The sequence below is a fragment of the Lachnoanaerobaculum umeaense genome, from assembly GCF_003589745.1.
GTDB classification, from domain to species: domain Bacteria; phylum Bacillota; class Clostridia; order Lachnospirales; family Lachnospiraceae; genus Lachnoanaerobaculum; species Lachnoanaerobaculum umeaense.
The window spans coordinates 2,564,355-2,585,508 of record NZ_CP032364.1; the positions used below are offsets into that span (position 1 = coordinate 2,564,355).

A 21,154-nucleotide genomic window follows, 5' to 3' on the forward strand; every position below is an offset into this window, starting at 1 on the left:
TGTATGTTTCTGCTTGTTGTGATTTAATTATTTATATAATACCTGACTTCCGTCGTTTCTCTCAAAACCTAGTACTCTAGGTATACAAGAGCATGCAGTTTTGAAAGAAATTGTCGACTTCAGCTTTGGTTAAATAGAGGGCATCAAGGTTACTAAAACCAACCAGTTTTTTAACCTTTTCGTTAACGGCCTGGTTTCTTGATATATTGATATATGTATCATCACCTTTATTTACCACCCTAAAATCACGCATAAAGTTGATCAAGTCATAAGAGTTTATTTTATTCTTGAAACACTTGATTTCTAATACTCTTAAAAGAAACAAGCTAAGGTAGCATATCAAAAAATGCCCATAGATTGTTTCTTTTTTCTGTAAATAAACGGGTCTTGCATCCAGGTATGATTTTGTAAGTCTAAAAGATTCTTCGATCTTCCATAGGCTATGGTATGTTTTATATACCTGTAATGGCTCCATATCTATTTCGGATGTCACTAAAAGATTATATCCTGCATATTTAAGATCTTCATCAATCTTAGATTTATTTAAATCTATTATAGGCTTTATTGTCTTGCCTGTACTATCTTTAGTTATAATGTCTACATATTTAGCACAATCTCCAAGTTCATCTTTAGCGATATTTTTGTATGTAGAAAACTTTGAAGCTTTATCGACCATTTTCATTATTTCAAGCCTTTGTTTCTTTGCAAGGTTAGGATTATAAGAGACGATACGCTTTTCTTTTACAGAAAACCTTGTAACACACTCTTTTCCTGTTTCCGGATCAATCTCTTTAAAACTGTAATCAAAGCTGTCAATACAGGATTTAAGACGAAAAGATATATTACCTCTTTCATCAGTGTAATTAGAAAAGACATTTGTATCATTCTCAAGTAGAACCCATTTCTTTTCCTTTTCACTTAGATTCTTACCATGTATTGATTTTGAAAATATATAGCCGTCACTAGCTTCTTTAACTGCAGCATAAATATTTCTTGCACAATTAAGGCCTTTATCAGCCACCTGAATTGTCTTGCCTGATACGCTGTGTCGTTGCTTCATTTCTTCAATAACTTTTCTAATATATGGCTTTTCCGATTCATTTCCGGGATACATTTGCATGGAGACAGGTACTAGATCAGCATCTAAAAGTAAAGCCTGCCCTATTATCGGAGAGTGCCTATTCTCTTTTGAAGGTCCCTTTTGCTTGTCATCGCTAGGAAGATCAATTTCAAAGTAATAATTAGTACAATCGAAAAATACATTGCTTAAATCTCTTTTAAAATACTTTTCATAAGAGTGATTAAACAAATCAATGTACTTCTTATAAGACTCTCCTATGAAAGAACACCCGTCATATACTTGGTCTTCAGAGATTGTAGAGCTGCCGTAAATGTATGGAAAGACATGAGAGGCTGTCTTTGACTTAGAGCATGGTGATATAACCCTTGCATAAATAAGTTGTGTAATTAAGTCAAATACAGAGAACTGAAAACGCATTTGAGAAGCAAGTATATCAATAGTTTCCTTAACATCAAGCTCATCAATCAATGAGTAGAGCAAGAAGTGTCCTATATTAAGTTCAACAGGAGTGGAAAATGCACGAGGACGGGATTCTTCAGAAAGAACTTTTGTTCTATTCTCATTTTGCTCTTTTACATAATCGCTATAAAATTTAATCGGATCCGGAATCTCATCTGAAGTCAGATCTTCAACGTAACCAAAAGATTTTACATTTCTTGTTCTTGGTTGCTTTTTATCCTTATCCCAAAATGATTCATACATCTGAAGATAAGTACCTTTTTTCTTCTTTTCTTTTCTCAAAAAATAAGCCATAAACACCTCTAAAAGTAAAGTACTATGAAGTACTATGATTATAACATGCTGTAAAAATTTTTTCAATTTTTTCAAATTATTTTTTATGTAAGAAAAGCCTTTAAAATAAAGGGTTTAAAAGAATTGTATAAAATTAAATAGTTTGCTAAAAATTTGAAACGTCGGAAATTTCATAGTACTTCGACGGAAGACGGGAATACACAGACCTTCAAATGAATATACGAAAGCATTGATAGAAGCATCCAATATATACTAGTATATTGTATGTTTCTGCTTGTTGTGATTTAATTATTTATATAATATTCAAAGCATCTTGAATCTTAAAAATATTTATGATATAAAATACAGATATTATTGAAAGGAGCGTAACTTTTTCTATGAATTTTTATACTTTAGAATATATTATCAAACACCAGTCCACAGATTTAATTATCAGGTCTGCTTTTATTATTTTGCTACTCGCTGTAGTTATACTTACTTCCATTAAATTCTTGAAAGACAGAATCAAAACCAGACTTAGAGATATCTCTATAGGTATTATGGTTTTTATATTTATACTTTTAGGTATTCAAGTGGAACAGTATACACAAAATCATAGAGATTTCTCACAGTCACATGTACTTGTGAAATTTATAGATAGTGTAGCTACAGATGCCCATATTTCTCCGAATGAAGTTATGGTAAACTCCACTACTCTAAAAGACGGTATTATTATTCGCTACAATGAGGAAGATTATACGCTAGATCTAAATGATGATAACAACTCCTATACTCTAGAGCGTACACATGTAATAGATCACAATGTATATATTAATGGAGAGAGATAATTTATGAACATATATTTATTAGTCGGTATCAAATTTATTTTAGGTATTATGGTAATGATTTTACAAATACATATACTTGGAAAATATGAGTTCTCTATCAACACTCCACTGAATCAGATTCAAAACTATGTACTCGGTGGCATCATAGGTGGCGTAATTTACAATACATCTATTTCTATACTGACATTTCTGATATTTATACTGGTTTGGTCTTTGGTAGTAATTATTGTAAAGCTGCTGGTTAATATCACTTTTATAAAATCATTGGTGGTAGGAAAACCTGTTATACTTATAAAGAATGGCAAAGTCAATGTAGAAAATTGTGCCAAGGTAGGTATTTCAGCAGATCAACTTATGCTACATATACGTATGGAAGGACTTTTTTCTACAAAAGAAGTCAAATCCGCTATTATGGAAACAAATGGCAAACTTACTATTATAGATATGCAATCCGCCACTCCAAAGTTTCCTATTATTTCAAATGGTAAGATAAATCAGGATATATTGGAAGTTATCGGACATGATGAAAAATGGTTGATTTCATCAGTAAACAGTCAGGGTATAGAACATATACAGGATATCTTTTTGGGTGAGTATGTCAATGGTGAGTTGAATTTAACAACCTATCCAAAGTCCTAAAGAAATAACAGCTACTCTATACAAATATTTGTATTCTCAAGAGTAGCTGCTCGTTTTACCTTCCCTATAAATATATCTGATTTGTTTTAACTATGATTCATAAATTCCTTCAAATGGTATTTACATCCTTGTACCAAAATCCTGAACCCAATAAATAACTCCGTCCTTTATGAAGTATCCTACACCTATTGTAATAAAGTCTTTACTCAATATATTTGCTCTATGTACTTCGGAGTTCATCCAAGCCTCCATTACCTTTTCCGGGCTTGTCTGTCCCATAGCTATATTCTCTCCCCAATATCCAAGTCCTGGTGGTAAAGCATACAAATAACTTGAACCATCCGGCCTGGTATGTGAAAAAGATGTAGCAATCTCTTTGGCTCTCAGATTTGCACTATCTCTAAACATGCTGTCTGTACTTAGCTTTGGAATTCCGTATTTTGCTCTCTCGATATTCACAAGCTCAATAACTTTATCCTCAAATGCCTTTGTAGATACGCCGGTGGCATTTTCCTTTGGCTGTTTGCCATCTGGCTGATACGCTCCGCCTGCATCAACATAATAACCACCTGATACATAGCCATTTGTAACCAATCTTCCGCCAAGTATCGGACTAAAATAATACCAATTATCACCGATATTTGTCCAATCCTCCTTCATATCTCCACTTTCAGGATCCAAATAGTACCAATCCTCTCCATCCTTTAACCAACCTTTATACATATAGCCTGAAGAATCCATATAATACCACTTATCATTTTCATGTAACCATGATAATCGTGCATAAGAACCATCGGTGAACTGATACCTCCAACCTGTACCTTCATTTTTCCAATTACCCCCGGCTGCGAATGTCGGTATTGACATCAACAATGTGCCCAATGTCAAAGCTGTACCAAATAGCAATCTCTTTTTCATACATTACTCCTTTGTGAGACTAATACTTCCTGTATATTTTATCATATTTATATAAAATAAACTATATACTATTTGTATTAGTAAGCAATGTTTTTATTCTGTTTTTCCACCCTCTATTACAAGAGTATCTGCATATTCACTGCCATAAGTATCTGTAAGTGTCTCTTCATAATCCTTATGAAAGAAGTTCTCTTTTCCAAGTTCTTCAATCTCTGTATTAATCCAATCAAGTAATGTAGTATTTCCCTTTGTTACAGCCGGTGCTATAGTATCATTTGCACCAAGATTATCAATACCTACTGTATATCCCGGATTGCTCTTTGCAAATGCAATAACTTCTGTGTTGTCATTGACCCATGCCTTACCTGAACCGTTTAAAAGTGCGTTCTTTGCATTTGCATATGTGTCATACTTTTGAAGCTTGATATCAGGATAATTCTTAATCATATAAGTCTCAGCTGTTGTTCCTGAAATAACTATCATCTCATCTCCAGCCACCCAATCCTCCAAGGTTATTACAGGATCTTTATCAGATGAAACAACTCCAAGTCCTACATTCATATATGGAAGTGCAAAATCTACCGCCTCCGCTCTTTCAGGTGTAACAGTAAAGTTTGCAAGTATAATATCCACCTTTCCCGTCTCAAGATATTCCACTCTATTTGCAGCCTCAGTACTTACATAATTTATTTTAACACCAAGGTCCTTGGCAAGCCTGTTTCCAAAGTAAATATCATATCCTTGATATTCACCATTCTCATCAACATATCCAAAAGGATGTTTATCAGAAAAAACACCTATATTTATAGTTCCTGTACTTTTGATTTCATCTAAAGTTCTAAATTTATTCTTAGCTGCACTCTTTGAAGATGAACCACATGCACTGAGTGCCAAAGCTCCTGCAACCAAAACACCTACTAATCCTATTAATTTACCTTTTTTCATTTTATATTCCTCCTATATTAAAATCTATATATTATATTCTTCATTATCATCCTTAATGGATTCAAATTCAAAAATATTCAAAAATTGTCTGGCTCTTTCAGTCTTCGGTGAAGTGAAAAAGCTCTTCGGTCTGCCTGTTTCCACTATATTTCCCTTGTCAAGGAAATATACTCTGTCTGCAACCGCATCTGCAAATTGCATCTCATGAGTTACTATTATCATAGTCGAGCCATGCTTTGCCAAATCAAGCATTACATCAAGTACTTCTCTTACCATCTCCGGATCAAGAGCCGCCGTAACCTCATCAAATAATAATATCTCAGGGTGCATTGCAAGTGCCCTTACTATTGCAACTCTCTGCTTTTGACCGCCTGAGAGTTCTCTTGGATAGGCATCTGCTTTGTGGGCAAGTCCTACTCTTTCAAGTAGCTCTCTTGCTTCCTTCTTTGCACTCTTTTTATCTACTCCGACTACCTTTGTAGGTGCCAGAATGATATTTTCAAGTATTGTCATATGTGGAAAAAGCTCATAGCTTTGAAAAACCATACCTATTTTTTGCCTAAGCTTTGTCAAATCCTTTTTACTATAGTCAATAACCTCTCCATCAAGGCTTATACTTCCACCCTGTATTTCTTCCAGACCATTTATACATCTAAGTAATGTAGACTTACCACAACCGCTTGGACCTATCAGTACTATTACCTCTCCCTTGTTCAGTTCAAGGCTAACACCGTCAAGTACCGCATTCTTACCGTCATACCTTTTTATAACATCTTTTATTTCTAATACTGGTGGCATACTCTCTCCTTCCATCACACTAATTTCTTTTTTCAAGGTATCTTGCCAGCATACTTATTGGAGTACAAGCAATAAAATACATCATAAATACTGCCATATATACTCCAAAGGCTGCATTTGGACTTGAAGCCCTGTTCGCTTCTATTATCTGCTGTGCCACCTTTATCACCTCAACCACTCCTATCATAAGTACAAGTGATGTAGTCTTTATCATTCTTGTAATCAGATTTATTGAAAGCGGAACAAGCCGTTTTATTGTCTGAGGTATAATGATATAAATAAAGGTCTGTTTCTTATTAAGACCCAGTGCCTCACTGCTCTCATACTGGTGCTTTGGAATACTTGTAATAGCACCTCTTACCAAATCTCCCATCTCTGCAATTCCCCAAAGACTGAATACTATAATGGCTGAAAGCTCATCGGAAATATCTATTCCCAGTACTCTTGTACTTCCGAAAAATACTATAAATAAAAGTACAAGCTGTGGCATTATTCTTATAAATTCAAGATATACTCTAAGTACACCTTTTATTATCGGATTTTTGAAAGTCATCAAAATACCGACTAAAATCCCCAAAGGAATACTGATAAGCACAGATATCAAGCTGATTCTAAGTGCTATACCAAGTCCACCAAGAAGCCTTATAGCATTCTTTCCTTTAAATATAACTTCAAGACCCAAATCCGGCATATCGTACCCTCCTTTCTACGTAGGAACCGAGTATGGACACCGGCAATAATATGATCAAATAGAAAAATATCAAAAGTACTAAACTCTCCACCGTTTTATAATATAATCCTATCAGATCTTTTGCAGTAAACATCAAGTCCATTAAACTGATAGCCGAAAACACCGATGTCTCCTTCAAAAGAAATATTACATTGGCTACGAATGCAGGTGTACTTATTGCAACAGCCTGTGGAATTAAAATATAAAAAAGTGTCTGATTGTGGCTAAGTCCAAGACTTAGTGCACTCTCTTCCTGTATTTTATCTATAGTTTCTATTCCACTTCTGAAAGCCTCACACATATAACTGCCTCCAAGAAAAGCCAGTCCCAATACTCCACATACAAAGGCATCTATCTTTATTCCAAACTTTGGTAAACCGTAGTATATAAAAAATAACTGTATGAGTAATGGGGTGTTTCTGCTAAGTTCGATATACAAACTTACAATATGCCTTATTACCGGTATTTTCTTATGTAAAATAATTGTACATAATAGACCTACAGCTATGGCAAGTATGATTCCAAGTATGCCTATCTTAAGCGTCAATATGGCCGCATCTACGTATAAAGGAATTACCTGTTTTATAAATTCAAAATCCATAATACTACTCTCCGGGATATCTACCCCTTCATTTATTTTATGAAATAGATCATATCACTATAAACCTATTTTGTCTATAGGTTTATAGTATTTTTATATTTTGTATAAAAAAAATCGAATCACTCTAGGCTCACAGCATTATTACTCTATCCATTATCTGTTTACATTTACACTACAACATTTAGGTACTTTTATTTATCCTAAATACAGTATAAAAGTGAAATATTATCTGATATTTACTCATACAAAAAAGCCACGATTTTCTCGCAGCTTCTAACAAACATCCTATATATTATATAAAATCTCTTTTACATTCTCAAAATTTATTAATCTCTAATAAATAGTTTCATTTATCTAAAAGTATATTTTCAACACTTAAAATAAAGATTATATAAATTCAAATGTATTATTTATTTTAAATTCATATTATTTAAAAATCCAAGGAAGTTATGACATATTTCAAATTACAACCTCTCTATATTAAGTCTAGCCATTTACCAATACCCATATTTGAATTTCACTTTATATACTTTTTAAAATCTTCAACACTCACTCCAGCTCTTTCTGATGCTTCATCAATACTTAGTATTCCGTCCTTTACAAGCGATATAAGGGTATTTATAGTTCCTCTTTTAATACCCTGTTCAATTCCCTTTTCTATTCCTCTAGCCTCTACTCTATCCAATACTTCACACATATTGATGTTCTCCTTTCCCTTCAAATCGTTTATAGTTTCTTCAAATCTATTATCTCCTGTCATTGCCGACATTAGTGTTAAAAGTTCTTCCACATGCTCAATAGTAGTTTCATCAGCTATATAATCTCTGTTTATCCTCATCTGATAGAGATAGTCAGCCAGTATCCTAAAATCACTTTTAAATAAGTCTATCTTTTCTCTATCCAGATATGCTATCTCAAATAAGTTTATCTTAAAGTCATTTAAATATGGCTTGATATTTTCATCTATATCCAGAACCTCGAAAAGCGTTTTGGGATAGTTCCATCTCTTTTCATATCCCAGATACAGCACCAATGTAATCACAGGATACTTTGATTTGCCACTATTTTCTTTCCTGCTTTGCTTTACATACTCCGCACCATCATATCCAAATACTCTAAGTGGCATCAGTTTATTTGGTATTGTCTGATTTTCAAGTCCGAACAATGCTACATTGATTTTACTTTTACGCCAATACTTTGCTATATCCCTTTCCTGAGATCTGACTCTTCCGTCTATCTTTAACATACTCATTGGCAATGCATCTGTAAGCGTAGATTCTTCTACTACATCTCTACCATCAAATAAAAGTACATTTAAGATATCAGCAAATACATCATTATACTTTTCAAGCACTTTTTGAGTTATATCCTTATCTTGCATATCTCCTCCTTATTATACCAAAAAAATTTAATATTGGATTATTATTTGAACTTTTTGAAACTTAGAATTTTTAGAATTTCGAAAAAAATCTAATGCTTTGACTTTACGATATATATGTCTAAAATACAATAAGAAACTTTTTAAGATTCACTAAATATAACTTGACAGATACTCCACACTTTTCGACCTAGGAATAAAACATATTTTATTATGGAATAGATAAACATACCAAGTAGCCTTACTATATGCAAAGGGGCTGTCACACACAATCAGCCCCTATATAATTATACTTTATCAATTTTTCTTTATATACTTTTTAAAATCTTCAACACTCACTCCAGCTCTTACTGATGCTTCATCAATACTTAGTATTCCGTCCTTTACAAGCGATATAAGGGTATTTATAGTTCCTCTTTTAATACCCTGTTCAATTCCTTTTTCTATTCCCTTTTCTATTCCTCTAGCCTCTACTCTATCCAATACTTCACACATATTGATGTTCTCCTTTCCCTTCAAATCGTTTATAGTTTCTTCAAATCTATTATCTCCTGTCATTGCCGACATTAATGTTAAAAGTTCTTCCACATGCTCAATAGCCGTACTGTCAGCTATATAATCTCTATTTATCCTCATCTGATAGAGATAGTCAGCCAGTATCCTAAAATCACTTTTAAATAAGTCTATCTTTTCTCTATCCAGATATGCTATTTCAAATAAGTTTATCTTAAAATCATTTACATATGGCTTGATATTTTCATCTATATCCAGAACCTCGAAAAGCGTTTTGGGATAGTTCCATCTCTTTTCATATCCCAGATACAGCACCAATGTAATTACAGGATACTTTGCCTTATCACTGTTTTCTTTCCTGCTTTGCTTTACATACTCTGCACCGTCATATCCAAATACTCTAAGTGGCATCAGTTTATTTGCTACTGTCTGATTTTCAAGTCCGAACAATGCTACATTGATTTTACTTTTACGCCAGTACTTTGCTATATCCCTTTCCTGAGATCTGACTCTTCCATCTATCTTTAACATACTCATTGGCAATGCATCTGTAAGCGTAGATTCTTCTACTACATCTCTACCATCAAATAAAAGTACATTTAAGATATCAGCAAATACATCATTATACTTTTCAAGCACTTTTTGAGTTATATCCTTACCTTGCATATCTCCTCCTTATTATACCAAAAAAATTTAATATTGGATTATTATTTGAACTTTTTGAAACTTAGAATTTTTAGAATTTCGAACTAAATCTAATGCTTTGATTTTACGATATATATGTCTAAAATACAATAAGAAACTTTTTAAGATTCACTAAATATAACTTGACAAATACTCCACACTTTTCGACCTAGGAATAAAATATATTTTATTATGGAATAGATAAACATACCAAGTAGATTTACTATATGCAAAGGGGCTGTCACACACAATCAGCCCCTATATAATTATACTTTATCAATTTTTCTTTATATACTTTTCAAAATCTTCAACACTCACATCTGCTCTAGACGCAGCTTCATAAACACTTAATATTCCATCATTTACCAAAGATATAAGCGTGTTTATAGTGCCTTCCTGCCTTCCTTCAAGTCTGCCTTCTATTCTTCCCTGTTCTATTCCTTTTTCTATTCCTTTCTCTATACCCTTTTCTATTCCTCTAGCCTCTACCCTATCCAATACTTCACACATATTGATGTTCTCCTTTCCCTTCAAATCGTTTATAGTTTCTTCAAATCTATTATCTCCTGTCATTGCCGACATTAGTGTTAAAAGTTCTTCCACATGCGCAATATCGGTTTCATCAGCTATGTAATCTCTATTTATCCTCATCTGATAGAGGTAATCAGCCAATATCCTAAAATCACTTTTAAATAAGTCTATCTTTTCTCTGTCCATATATGCTATTTCAAATAAGTTTATCTTAAAGTCATTCACATATGGCTTGATATCTTCATCTATATCCAAAACTTCGAAAAGTGTTTTGGGATAGTTCCATCTCTTTTCATATCCCAGATACAGCACCAATGTAATCACAGGATACTTTGATTTGCCACTATTTTCTTTCCTGCTTTGCTTTACATACTCTGTGCCGTCATATCCAAAGACTCTAAGTGGCATCAGTTTATTTGCTACTGTCTGATTTTCAAGTCCGAACAATGCTACATTGATTTTGCTTTTACGCCAGTACTTTGCTATATCCCTTTCCTGAGATCTGACTCTTCCGTCTATCTTTAACATACTCATTGGCAATGCATCTGTAAGCGTAGATTCTTCTACTACATTTCTTCCATCAAATAAAAGTACATTTAAAATATCCGCAAATACATCATTATACTTTTCAAGCACTTTCTGAGTTATATCCTTATCTTGCATATCTCCTCCTTATTATACCAAAAGAATTTAATATTGGATTATTATTTGAACTTTTGAAACTTAGAATTTTTAGAATTTCGAACTAAATCTAATGTTTTAATCTTACGATATATATGTCTAAAATACAATAAGAACCTTTTTAAGATTCACTAAATACATCTTAACAAATCTTAAGCATTTTTCTACTTGGGAGTAATATATTTTTTATGGAATAGATAAGCATACCAAGTAGCCTTGCTATATGCAAAGAGGCTGCCACAACGACAGCCCCCTAACCATACTTTATTTATTTTGCTATTCAAAGGTCAAAGAAAATTACTGTATCCATTCACCATTTGCGTTTACGCTATAGCCGTCAGGTGTCTTTTCATTGGCATACATTGCACCCTGTGGGCGTGAACTGCCGGTATTGAAGTAGTAATACTTTCCACCGATATTCTGCCATCCAAGCAGCATCTCACCTGAAGCAGGATCTAGATAATACCAAATATTCCCATCCGGATACCAGCCTGTCTTCATTGCTCCCTGTGCAGGATCCAGATAATACCACTTATCTCCTGATGATATCCATCCGGTTCTCATATAGCCGGCTTCATTGAATGCATACCAAGCTCCATCTATATTATCCCAAGTTGCCTTCGGATATGTACCATTAGCATATTTATACCACCATCCGGTAGCATCCTGTTGCCATTCACCCTTCTTTTGGGTTTGCTTTGTGACTCCCGAACCTTTTGAACCTCCACCTGATGAACTACCTCCACCACTTCTTGAGCCTCCACCTGATCTTCCTGAACCACTTCCGCTTCCTGTGCCGCTTCCGCTTCCTGTGCCGCTTCCTGTGCCGCTTCCGCTTCCTGTGCCGCTTCCGCTTCCTGTGCCGCTTCCACTTCCTGAACAGCTTCCGCTTCCTGAGCCGCTTCCGCTTCCGCTTCCTGAACCACTTCCGCTTCCTGTGCCGATTCCGCTTCCTGAACCGCTTCCACTTCCTGTGCCGCTTCCGCTTCCTGTGCCGCTTCCACTTCCTGAACCGCTTCCGCTTCCTGAACCACTTCCACTTCCTGTGCCGCTTCCACTTCCTGAACCGCTTCCGCTTCCTGTGCCACTTCCGCTTCCTGTGTCGCTTCCACTTCCTGAACCGCTTCCGCTTCCTGTGCCGCTTCCGCTTCCTGAACCGCTTCCGCCTCCTGTGCCGCTTCCGCTTCCTGTGCCACTTCCACTTCCACCTTCGCTTCCTGAACCGCTTCCCTCAGTATCCTTCTTTACCCACTTTGCAAAAAGTGTGATATCTCCTGTTATAGGTGAGTTAAAGTCATAAGCATTGATACATTCAGCTTCTGTATACCAGCCTTCAAAGTTGTATCCATCTCGTACAGGATCTGCCGGTCTTGTTACTACTCCATTTTCTTCCACAGTCTGTGCTGCAACTTCCGATCAGCCGGTTGAGTCAAAGTTTACTGAATGTAAATTAGCTGTGCCATCTACAGTAAACTCTCTGGTAAACTCTATTAATTCACCGGATAACTCAGCAACTATTGCACCTTTGTATGCTGTCAGACCATTAATCTTTACTACTGTATTTTCATCAATTTTATATCCGGATTTAGCTTTTAGCCAAGTTGAAGCTATATATGTATGACCTGCTTCCAAAGGTTCAGTACCTAAATTAGTGTGCCATACTCCGGTATCTTTATCTTTCCAAAGCACTTTGTTATAACGAATAGTACATTCTGTACTATCTGTGCTTGCAATACAGTCAGGTATTTCACCTGCTATGGGAGGGGTTATTCTAACATCTACCTCTCTGATACTCTCATCTACACTAAACTCTCTACTAAATTGTGCTGATCTAGTGGCAGCATTAGTTTTGCTTGCCACCTCACCATTAATCTTTACTACTGTACTTTCATCAAATATATACCCAGAATTAAGTGTTAGCCAAACCACTGCATCATATCTATGACCTGCCTCCAAAGGTCTAGGACTACTTGTATTGCTTACTATACTAGTATCACTATCAACCCAATCCACTTTATTATAATCAACAGTACATTCTTTACTATCTGTACTTGCATTATAATCAGGTATTTCACCTGCTATGGGAGGGGTTACTACAATATTGACCTCTCTAACCACCTGAATCTTCCATACTGGACTTTTTGCAGATTCTACGCTATCTATATATCCATCTCCCCCAATAGCTTCAACTTTAAAGTATTCTCCATCCCCAACATCAGTACCATAATTATAGAAAGTATCTTCAGTTTCTATACTACTATTCCTGTTTCCATATTTGCTGTACAGATTAATTCTATACTTCTCACAATTCGGTACTTCATCCCATCTTGCAGTATATCCGTCCCAACGCAGATTTGTAGGGGGAACAAGCTCTATTAATGGAGACTCGTAATCAAAACGATAGTACTCATCTTCGTTGTGTAAATCTGCACAAAGCCCACCCTCTGAATTATATGCCCTCATAGCTAACCAATAACTAGCTGTTGGAAATTTGTATCTTTTCATTATCGTCTCAAATATATTTGTTCCTGATGTAACCGGTTGCTGAAGTTTATGCATTTCTGTTACATTACTTCTGATATCTATCTCATATCTTACCGCTCCCGGCACTTCATCAAATGTAAGTATACCTTCTTCTGAAATATGTACATTCTGTATTTTAGGTGTTTCAGCAAATGCCGTCACAGGCATAAGTGTTAAACACATAGCTATGGTCAAAAATATAGCCAATATCTTCTTTGTTATTCTTTCTTTCAAAGTAAAAACCTCCTTCCAATTACCTTGGAAGAAGGCTTTCCTCAGAGGGGTGTCCTCAGAGGGGTGTCCTCAGAGAACTCACTTTTAAAATTGTGTTATTTTCTTTCTCAAATTTCAATATAAAAAATATATTATCTTTGTGCAATCATCTCCCTTCTTACTCAATCTCTCGTTTTCCTTCCCTGATTTTCTTTGGCTTTACAAAATAATACTACCGTCCCCAAAAAAATCTATTATTCAACAGATAATCTTTACCCCAAATCGATCTAAAATCAAAATAGTATTCAATGAATACCAGACAGTTCTTATTATTTTTCTATGTAATTTTTAATATTTTTATGCTAGTTTTTGTGTTGCTATTTATTGAACACTATTGTGATACTCCATCACCTATTCTCTAGGATTACTCTGATATTTATACAATAAAAAAAGCCACGATCCTCTCGTAGCTTCTAATATCTTATATACTATATAAAATCTCTTTTACATTCTCAAAATTTAGGAATTCACCTCTTTTTGCTATCTCTTCTATCTCTGAAGCATCTACAATCTTAAAGTCTGATACTTCCTCCACCTGCATTTTTATGTTCCGGATATCTTCCTCCGATATAAGATAGCAATACATATCAAAAAAATAACCGTTTCCTTCAGGATTTTCTCTCTTATATGTATAAAGTTTTTCATACGCTCTACCATAAAGATTTATATTGGTCTCTTCCAAAATTTCTCTATGTATCGCATCCTGTGAATTCTCTCCGGCTCTTACTCCGCCACCCGGTATCTCCCACAGTCCTCCTGCCCATCTCTTATTCATAGAGCGTCTTGTTATCAATATTCTTTTATCTTCTGTAAATAAAATTGCTATTACAGTCAAATGAAATTGTTTCGGATCTAGTGAAAAATTGTATCTGTCTATTGTCTCTCCTGTAGGTAACTTGTTTTCGTCATATATATCCCAAAGTTCTTTTTCAGCACTCATTTTAGTAATCCTGCCTTTCCAATATTTTATCAGAATCTTTTGAAATTGGTCTACAGAATATTACTATGCTACATCTCCCATTTCACCAAGTATCTTCTTTAGCATATCACGAAGCAAAACCATCTCTTCATTACTTATATTTAAACAGCCTCTCATTCCTACAGGTATCTCGAGAGCTTTTTCTCTAAGATCTTCACCACTTTTTGTAAGTGTAACTATAAGAGTCCTCTCATCTATCTTTGAACGCTCTCTTGTTACATAGCCCTTAGATTCAAGTTTTTTCAATACAGGTGTAAGTGTACCCGAGTCAAGGAAAAGCTTATCTCCTAATTCCTTCACATTAAGTTCCTGTTCTTCCCACATTACCATCATTACGATATACTGTGTATATGTCAGATCCAGCTTATCCAGGTATACTTTATATCGTCTTACTATTTCCTTTGAGCAAGCATAAAGTGGAAAACAAAGTTGATTTTCAAGTTTTAGTGAGTCATACTTATCTGCCATTTTAATATTCCCTCTTTCTTTTAAAAGATTTCAAGGAGCCTTTATCTTCATAAACGCTCCCCTTTCTTTTATATATTAAATTAATTCTTTTACAGCCTCTTCTACTACTTCAACACCTTCTGTAGGCTCAAATCTTCTTACAACATTTCCACTCTTGTCTATAAGGAATTTTGTAAAGTTCCACTTAATATCAGGCTTGCTTGCATAGTCAGGATCTACCTCACTAAGCATCTTTGTAAGAAGCTTTGACATATCATTATCAGCTCCCCATCCTGCAAAGCCCTTCTCACTCTTAAGATACTTAAATACTTCACTTGCACCGTCACCATTTACTTCTATTTTTGAGAACAATGGGAAGGTTACACCGAATCTTGAGCTGCAAAACTTAGCAATCTCCTCATCACTTCCCGGTGCCTGATGTCCGAACTGATTGCATGGGAAATCAAGTATAACGAAGTCCTTGTCCTGATAGTCTGCATAAAGCTTTTGTAACTGCTCATATTGTGGTGTAAATCCACACTCTGTTGCAGAGTTTATTATAAGTACTACCTTGTTCTTATAATCGCTAAGGCTAACTTCCTCACCCTTGTTGTTTTTTACTTTAAAATCATATATATTCATATATTTTCTCCTAATTATATATTCAGTTTTTCCACATATTTTGCAGCCGCAATTCCTGATACAGCACCGTCTCCTGCCGCAGTTACAAGCTGACGCACTTCCTTGGTCCTACCATCTCCTGCTGCAAATACGCCTTCTGTCTTTGTCTTACAGTCCTCACCTGCTATGATATAACCTGCCTTGTCCAGCTCTACCACATCTGCGAAAGCATTATTATCAGGTACCTGACCTATTGCTACAAAAAGTCCATCCACTGCAATCTCTCTTTTTTCATGTGTATTTTTATCTTCTACCACTATTCCGGAAACTGCAAATGACTCTTCCTTTATTTCTATTATATTTGAGTTCAAAACGAACTCTACATTATCTTTCTTTTTCAAAGCAGCTACTACGGCTTCCTCTGCTCTAAACTCGTCTCTGCGATGTACTACATATACCTTACTTGCAACATTAGCCAGGAATGTTGCATCCTCTATTGCCGTATTACCACCACCATTTACAGCAACAACCTTACCTCTATAGAACATTCCGTCACAGGTTGCACAATATGATATACCTGAACCTACCAGTTTCTTCTCATTCGGAAGTCCCAGAGGTCTGTTCTTTGCACCTGTAGCAAGAATCACTGACTTAGCATCATAAGTCTCTTTTTCAGTTTTTATCTTTTTTATACTTCCTTCAAGGCTGATGCCAACTACCTTTTCATATTTAACTTCAGCACCCAGATCTTTTGCCTGATTGAATAAATCTGTGGCAAATTCAAAACCTGAAGTTTTCTTTATAGCGGGATAGTTTTCTATCTCAGGAGTATTTATTATCTGCCCCCCATATGATGCACCTTCAAGTACCAGTACTGACTTGCCTGCTCTCACTCCATATATTGCAGCTGAAAGTCCGGCAGTTCCGGCACCCACTACTACTATATCATACATATAATCACTTCTTTCTTTTGGATGTATCTGAATATCTAAACAATTGTTTGCTCAAATCCTCAATTATCCCAACAAAGCCTTTACCTCATCCTTTGATATAAGACCTACAGACTTATTTACTATCTCACCGTTTTTGAATACCAAGAGTGTAGGTATTGACATAACATGGAATTTGTTTACCAAATCAGGATTCTCATCTGCATTGATCTTTGCCACTGAGAAACCTTCTGCCTCCTCAGCTACCTCATCAACTATAGGTGAAAGCATCTTACATGGACCACACCATGGTGCCCAGATATCAACTAATACAGGCTCTTTTGCATTTAATACTTCCGCTTCAAAATTCTCACTTGTAATTATCTTTACTGACATAACTTTTTCTCCTCCAATTTTTCTTAAATGGTTTATAATTATATTTTACACAATTTTATTTTATTGTCAAGCATTTTTATTTTTCTTTTCCTTCGGTCTCAAAATATTCCTTTGTAAGCTTTACAACTACATTTGCAAGCAGGAATAATGCTATCAGGTTTGGTATTGCCATAAGTCCGTTGAAGGTATCTGAAATATCCCATAAAAGTCCAAGATCCATAGTAGCTCCAACTATTGCCATCAAAGAATACACCACCATAAATGGCTTTATTATCTTTTCATTAAATAAAAACTCTATGCATCTTGCACCATAAAGTCCCCAGCCTATAATAGTTGAGAATGCAAATGAACACATTGCTATTGCGGTAAATATAGATACTCCATTTCCATAAGCCTTTATAAATCCTCCTATAGTAAGTTCCGCACCTGCCGGAGATCCAAAAGGTATATTTACTCCCGAGCAAAGTATTACCAAGGCTGTAAGTGTACATATAACTATGGTATCTGCAAACACTTCAAATATTCCAAAGAATCCTTGTTTTACAGGCTTACCTGTATCTGCTGATGCATGGGCAATAGGTCCTGTTCCAAGTCCTGCCTCATTTGAGAAGATACCTCTGGATACTCCCTTTTTCATACTTATAAAGAAGCTTCCTATAATACCTCCGGTGACCGCTCTTGGATTGAATGCTCCATATACTATGCTACTTAAAACTTCCGGTACTCTTGAGATATTCAATATTACAACTCCAAATGCCAATACCACATAGATAAGTGCCATAAATGGAACCAGCTTTTCTGTAACTGAACCTATTCTTTTGATACCTCCAAGTAAAACCATTCCCACAAGTATGGTTACTATGATTCCTATAGTTAGATTTATCATCTCATGTCCACCCGGTTTTACTATGCCATAGCCCTCAAGGGCAACATTTATAGCAGCTGTAATAGTATTTACCTGTGTAGCATTTCCGGTTCCAAATACTGTAAGTACACCGAAAGTTGCAAATAAATAAGCCAAAAACAGCCATTTTTTTGAAAGACCGTTTTGAATATAATACATCGGACCTCCGACAAGTTCTCCATGCTTATTTTTCTTTCGATAATACACTGCCAAAGTCACCTCTGTAAACTTCGTGCACATTCCAAGTATTGCAGAGACCCACATCCAAAATACACTTCCCGGACCGCCTATTGATATAGCACCGGCTACTCCTGCTATATTTCCTGTACCGACTGTAGCTGCAAGTGCTGTAGTTGCCGCCTGAAATGGTGACAATGCACCATCTGCAATATCTCGTTTTTTGAAAATCCTACCTACAGTGGTTTTCATTATATATCTGAACTTTCTTATCTGTAAAAATCCCATTCTCACACTCAGATATACACCAACCCCCATCAGAGCTATCATAGCAGGTACACCCCATATAAACCCATTTATAGTAGAGTTTAACTTTGAAATTGTCTCAATCATATTTCCCTCTCATTTATATTTATTTTATTAAATCCTTAATTACCTCTCCGGATATTATAAGTCCTACTACTGAAGGTACAAATGCCACAGAACCCGGTATTGATCTTCTTTTGCTATGTGTTCTGTCTGCACCCGGTAAATTACTACCGTCCACATTTTTTATATTTTCATTTTCTATAGGTACAAGAGCTTCCTCTTTGGAGTATACCACCTTAAGCTTTTTTATATTCCTTTTTTTCAGTTCTCTTCTCATAACCTTTGCCAGTGGACATACACTGGTCTTATATATATCACTTACTTCAAATGCTGTAGGATCCAGCTTATTTCCTGCTCCCATACTGCTTATTATCTTTACATTACTTTCATTTGCCTGCATAACAAGATTTATTTTTGCGGTAACAGTGTCGACTGCATCTATAACATAATCATACTGTGAAAAATCAAACTCAGCCGCATTCTCAGGTAGATAGAAGCATTTATATGTGTTTACCTTACAGTCTGGATTTATACTTAATATCCTTTCTTTTGCCACATCTACCTTATATTTTCCGATGCTTGTCATATCGGCTATTATCTGTCTGTTGATATTTGAAAGACAGACCCTGTCATCATCTATAATATCTATTGCTCCAACTCCGGACCTTGCCAAAGCTTCCACACTGTATCCACCTACTCCACCTACTCCAAATACTGCAACTCTTGAATTCTTCAGCTTTTCCATGGCCTCAGATCCAAGCAAAAGTTGTGTTCTTGCAAATTGTTCCATATATTATTAGATATATCTATCCTCTCATTATTTTTACGCTATCAAGCAAGTTTATATTTTAAAATGATAATTGTCAATAAATATCCTTTTATTTGAATTACCTTGAAAATTAAATTAAAAAAGATTGCGAAAATAGTATTATTTTCACAATCTCTTTTGTATGTTTAAAGTATGACATCCTGCTTTATAATGTCCATCAGTGCTTCTCCGTCACAGGCAAATACTATATCCTCAGCTTTAATATCTGTATAGATGGCTGTTGTCATTACCCTCTCACCATCACCTACAAAAACTTCACAGCTGTAGCGATCAAGTACCAGACGAAGTCTTATACTTTCATCCTCACTATCCGGTACTAACATTCTTCTTTGATGTAAAATAGCTCTTCTTGAACCCGAGAATTTTCTGTCTATCTTTAGTATATTCTCATATGGTCTAAAGCTCAATGAAGTATACAATTTATCTTTCTTTGCGAAATATATTGTAAATTTATAATATGGATCTTTTATATCTTTAGCCCTGATTCTAATCTGCAAGTCCAAGGTTCTGCCCTTTATACCTTCAAGTTGCAGCTCTCCACTGTTTTTATCAACTTCCACATCCTTGTACTCTACCTTATTCTTTAAGCAGGCTTCATACTCACTTGCAGGCCTTTGATAAAGTCTATTGTTCTCGATCCATATTTCTCTCGGTAATGACATCTGTCCTGCCCAAACTTCATCATGTGCTCGTATAGCACAGGCATCCCAGTTTTGCATCCAACCGATCATTACTCTTTTTCCATCCTGTTTTAACACTGTCTGATGTGCATAGAAGTCTATTCCATAGTCTGCTGACTGACTGTATTGCTCATGGAATATACCTTTTTCTTTATCAAACTCTCCTATTATACACATATTTCCATTGCCATTGTGATATTCAAATCCTTCCGGCAACATATCCTGTGGACTCATCAAAAGTACATCTTTACCATTAAGTTTGAAAAAGTCCGGACACTCCCACATTTTGCCGAAGCGATTTTTATTTTCATCAAGTGTACTGAAATATTTCCAGGAAAATGCATCTTCACTTCTAAACAGTAGTATCTGACCGCTACCGTCAGCACTTCTATTACCCACTACTGCCCAGTATATTCCTTCATCATCTCTCCAAATCTTTGGATCTCGGAAATCTATCTTGCTTGCACCTTCAGGTAAATCAGCTTCCGTCAACACCGGATTATGCTCGTATTTTACATAATTAAGCCCGTCACCTACCGCTATACACTGGGTTTGGCAATCCACCAAATCTCCCTCTTCATTTTCAACCCTGGTTACACCAGTATACATCAAAAGATGTCTGCCGTCTTCAAGCTCAATCGCACTACCTGAAAAGCATCCGAATTCGTCATATGGCATATCAGGTGCAATCGCCGCCGGTAGGTATTCCCAATGAATCAAATCACTACTTGTAGCATGTCCCCAGTGCATAGGTCCCCATTGAGAATTGTAAGGGTGATATTGGTAAAACATATGATACTGACCCTTATAAAAGGATAACCCATTAGGATCATTCATCCATCCCACATATGGACTTAGGTGAAATGCCGGTCGCATATCCCCCACTATTTTTTTTGAATGTTCCTTTTCATATGCTCTTGCCTTTTCCAGTTTTAAACTCATGTTTTC

Annotated in this window: 21 protein-coding genes; 2 read left to right on the forward strand and 19 right to left on the reverse strand. The window is 35.5% G+C overall.

Annotated elements, in window-relative coordinates; genetic code table 11:
* Positions 1–76: 76 nt before the first annotated feature.
* Positions 77–1,834 (reverse strand): IS1634 family transposase, encoded by a 1,758-nt coding sequence (locus tag D4A81_RS12010; protein WP_119808241.1) that lies wholly within the window; start codon positions 1,832–1,834, stop codon positions 77–79.
* A gap of 377 nt (positions 1,835–2,211) precedes the next feature.
* On the opposite strand from D4A81_RS12010, the gene D4A81_RS12015 reads away from it, so the two are divergent.
* Together D4A81_RS12015 and D4A81_RS12020 are read left to right on the forward strand one after the other, a co-directional pair.
* Positions 2,212–2,661: a DUF3290 domain-containing protein gene (locus D4A81_RS12015; RefSeq protein ID WP_111526096.1), complete on the forward strand. Its 450-nt coding sequence runs from the start codon at positions 2,212–2,214 to the stop codon at positions 2,659–2,661.
* A 3-nt stretch (positions 2,662–2,664) separates the two neighbouring features.
* Positions 2,665–3,300 carry a DUF421 domain-containing protein gene (locus D4A81_RS12020; protein ID WP_111526095.1) on the forward strand — a complete coding sequence of 212 codons (636 nt, stop codon included), beginning with the start codon at positions 2,665–2,667 and terminating at the stop codon, positions 3,298–3,300.
* 120 nt (positions 3,301–3,420) lie between these two features.
* Here D4A81_RS12020 and D4A81_RS13650 read toward each other — a convergent pair whose 3' ends face one another.
* The 18 genes from D4A81_RS13650 to D4A81_RS12110 form a co-directional block, all read right to left on the reverse strand.
* Entirely contained in the window at positions 3,421–4,218 is a 798-nt protein-coding gene (locus D4A81_RS13650; RefSeq protein WP_111526094.1) for a CAP domain-containing protein, read from the reverse strand.
* Positions 4,219–4,311: 93 nt separating this feature from the next.
* Positions 4,312–5,163, reverse strand: coding sequence for a transporter substrate-binding domain-containing protein (locus tag D4A81_RS12030; protein WP_111526093.1), 852 nt, complete (start codon positions 5,161–5,163; stop codon positions 4,312–4,314).
* A gap of 24 nt (positions 5,164–5,187) precedes the next feature.
* Positions 5,188–5,961 carry an amino acid ABC transporter ATP-binding protein gene (locus D4A81_RS12035; protein ID WP_111526092.1) on the reverse strand — a complete coding sequence of 258 codons (774 nt, stop codon included), beginning with the start codon at positions 5,959–5,961 and terminating at the stop codon, positions 5,188–5,190.
* 19 nt (positions 5,962–5,980) lie between these two features.
* Positions 5,981–6,652, reverse strand: a complete 672-nt coding sequence (locus D4A81_RS12040) for an amino acid ABC transporter permease (RefSeq protein WP_111526091.1) — start codon at positions 6,650–6,652, stop codon at positions 5,981–5,983.
* The gene (locus D4A81_RS12045) at positions 6,633–7,292 is read right to left on the reverse strand and encodes an amino acid ABC transporter permease (protein WP_111526090.1); all 660 of its coding nucleotides are present in this window, start codon (positions 7,290–7,292) and stop codon (positions 6,633–6,635) included. Before D4A81_RS12045 ends, D4A81_RS12040 begins: the two co-directional genes overlap by 20 nt.
* Positions 7,293–7,809: 517 nt before the next feature.
* Positions 7,810–8,673 carry an Rpn family recombination-promoting nuclease/putative transposase gene (locus D4A81_RS12050; RefSeq protein ID WP_119808315.1) on the reverse strand — a complete coding sequence of 288 codons (864 nt, stop codon included), beginning with the start codon at positions 8,671–8,673 and terminating at the stop codon, positions 7,810–7,812.
* Between the two features lie 294 nt (positions 8,674–8,967).
* A complete protein-coding gene (locus D4A81_RS12055) occupies positions 8,968–9,849 on the reverse strand; it encodes an Rpn family recombination-promoting nuclease/putative transposase (protein WP_119808317.1) in 882 nt (293 codons plus the stop codon).
* A gap of 294 nt (positions 9,850–10,143) precedes the next feature.
* Complete coding sequence (locus D4A81_RS12060) at positions 10,144–11,061, reverse strand: Rpn family recombination-promoting nuclease/putative transposase (RefSeq protein WP_119808319.1); 918 nt, start codon at positions 11,059–11,061, stop codon at positions 10,144–10,146.
* Between the two features lie 315 nt (positions 11,062–11,376).
* On the reverse strand, positions 11,377–12,474 hold the full coding sequence (locus tag D4A81_RS13310; RefSeq protein ID WP_111525916.1) for an InlB B-repeat-containing protein: 1,098 nt from the start codon (positions 12,472–12,474) through the stop codon (positions 11,377–11,379).
* 21 nt (positions 12,475–12,495) lie between these two features.
* The gene (locus D4A81_RS12070; RefSeq protein WP_111525917.1) at positions 12,496–13,836 is read right to left on the reverse strand and encodes a hypothetical protein; all 1,341 of its coding nucleotides are present in this window, start codon (positions 13,834–13,836) and stop codon (positions 12,496–12,498) included.
* A gap of 460 nt (positions 13,837–14,296) precedes the next feature.
* Complete coding sequence (locus D4A81_RS12075; RefSeq protein ID WP_111525918.1) at positions 14,297–14,815, reverse strand: NUDIX hydrolase; 519 nt, start codon at positions 14,813–14,815, stop codon at positions 14,297–14,299.
* A gap of 63 nt (positions 14,816–14,878) precedes the next feature.
* Positions 14,879–15,322, reverse strand: a complete 444-nt coding sequence (locus D4A81_RS12080) for a MarR family winged helix-turn-helix transcriptional regulator (RefSeq protein WP_111525919.1) — start codon at positions 15,320–15,322, stop codon at positions 14,879–14,881.
* Positions 15,323–15,397: 75 nt separating this feature from the next.
* The gene (locus D4A81_RS12085; protein ID WP_111525920.1) at positions 15,398–15,943 is read right to left on the reverse strand and encodes a glutathione peroxidase; all 546 of its coding nucleotides are present in this window, start codon (positions 15,941–15,943) and stop codon (positions 15,398–15,400) included.
* A gap of 14 nt (positions 15,944–15,957) precedes the next feature.
* A complete protein-coding gene (locus tag D4A81_RS12090; protein WP_111525921.1) occupies positions 15,958–16,875 on the reverse strand; it encodes an NAD(P)/FAD-dependent oxidoreductase in 918 nt (305 codons plus the stop codon).
* A gap of 63 nt (positions 16,876–16,938) precedes the next feature.
* Positions 16,939–17,247, reverse strand: a complete 309-nt coding sequence (gene trxA, locus D4A81_RS12095; protein WP_111525922.1) for a thioredoxin — start codon at positions 17,245–17,247, stop codon at positions 16,939–16,941.
* A 76-nt stretch (positions 17,248–17,323) separates the two neighbouring features.
* Entirely contained in the window at positions 17,324–18,721 is a 1,398-nt protein-coding gene (locus tag D4A81_RS12100; RefSeq protein WP_111525923.1) for an alanine/glycine:cation symporter family protein, read from the reverse strand.
* Positions 18,722–18,740: 19 nt separating this feature from the next.
* Positions 18,741–19,487, reverse strand: coding sequence for a tRNA threonylcarbamoyladenosine dehydratase (locus D4A81_RS12105; RefSeq protein ID WP_111525924.1), 747 nt, complete (start codon positions 19,485–19,487; stop codon positions 18,741–18,743).
* 164 nt (positions 19,488–19,651) lie between these two features.
* A complete protein-coding gene (locus D4A81_RS12110; RefSeq protein ID WP_111525925.1) occupies positions 19,652–21,148 on the reverse strand; it encodes a glycoside hydrolase family 32 protein in 1,497 nt (498 codons plus the stop codon).
* Between the last annotated feature and the right edge of the window lie 6 nt (positions 21,149–21,154).

Coding starts and splice junctions, on each gene's coding strand:
- D4A81_RS12015 (WP_111526096.1), top strand. CDS start 2,212: ATGAATTTTTATACTTTAGAATATATTATCAAACACCAGTCCACAGAT.
- D4A81_RS12060 (WP_119808319.1), bottom strand. CDS start 11,061: ATGCAAGATAAGGATATAACTCAGAAAGTGCTTGAAAAGTATAATGAT.
- trxA (WP_111525922.1), bottom strand. CDS start 17,247: ATGTCAGTAAAGATAATTACAAGTGAGAATTTTGAAGCGGAAGTATTA.
- D4A81_RS12055 (WP_119808317.1), bottom strand. CDS start 9,849: ATGCAAGGTAAGGATATAACTCAAAAAGTGCTTGAAAAGTATAATGAT.
- D4A81_RS12040 (WP_111526091.1), bottom strand. CDS start 6,652: ATGCCGGATTTGGGTCTTGAAGTTATATTTAAAGGAAAGAATGCTATA.
- D4A81_RS12010 (WP_119808241.1), bottom strand. CDS start 1,834: ATGGCTTATTTTTTGAGAAAAGAAAAGAAGAAAAAAGGTACTTATCTT.
- D4A81_RS12105 (WP_111525924.1), bottom strand. CDS start 19,487: ATGGAACAATTTGCAAGAACACAACTTTTGCTTGGATCTGAGGCCATG.
- D4A81_RS12100 (WP_111525923.1), bottom strand. CDS start 18,721: ATGATTGAGACAATTTCAAAGTTAAACTCTACTATAAATGGGTTTATA.
- D4A81_RS12080 (WP_111525919.1), bottom strand. CDS start 15,322: ATGGCAGATAAGTATGACTCACTAAAACTTGAAAATCAACTTTGTTTT.
- D4A81_RS12020 (WP_111526095.1), top strand. CDS start 2,665: ATGAACATATATTTATTAGTCGGTATCAAATTTATTTTAGGTATTATG.
- D4A81_RS12050 (WP_119808315.1), bottom strand. CDS start 8,673: ATGCAAGATAAGGATATAACTCAAAAAGTGCTTGAAAAGTATAATGAT.
- D4A81_RS12110 (WP_111525925.1), bottom strand. CDS start 21,148: ATGAGTTTAAAACTGGAAAAGGCAAGAGCATATGAAAAGGAACATTCA.
- D4A81_RS12045 (WP_111526090.1), bottom strand. CDS start 7,292: ATGGATTTTGAATTTATAAAACAGGTAATTCCTTTATACGTAGATGCG.
- D4A81_RS12085 (WP_111525920.1), bottom strand. CDS start 15,943: ATGAATATATATGATTTTAAAGTAAAAAACAACAAGGGTGAGGAAGTT.
- D4A81_RS12075 (WP_111525918.1), bottom strand. CDS start 14,815: ATGAGTGCTGAAAAAGAACTTTGGGATATATATGACGAAAACAAGTTA.
- D4A81_RS12035 (WP_111526092.1), bottom strand. CDS start 5,961: ATGCCACCAGTATTAGAAATAAAAGATGTTATAAAAAGGTATGACGGT.
- D4A81_RS12030 (WP_111526093.1), bottom strand. CDS start 5,163: ATGAAAAAAGGTAAATTAATAGGATTAGTAGGTGTTTTGGTTGCAGGA.
- D4A81_RS12090 (WP_111525921.1), bottom strand. CDS start 16,875: ATGTATGATATAGTAGTAGTGGGTGCCGGAACTGCCGGACTTTCAGCT.
- D4A81_RS13650 (WP_111526094.1), bottom strand. CDS start 4,218: ATGAAAAAGAGATTGCTATTTGGTACAGCTTTGACATTGGGCACATTG.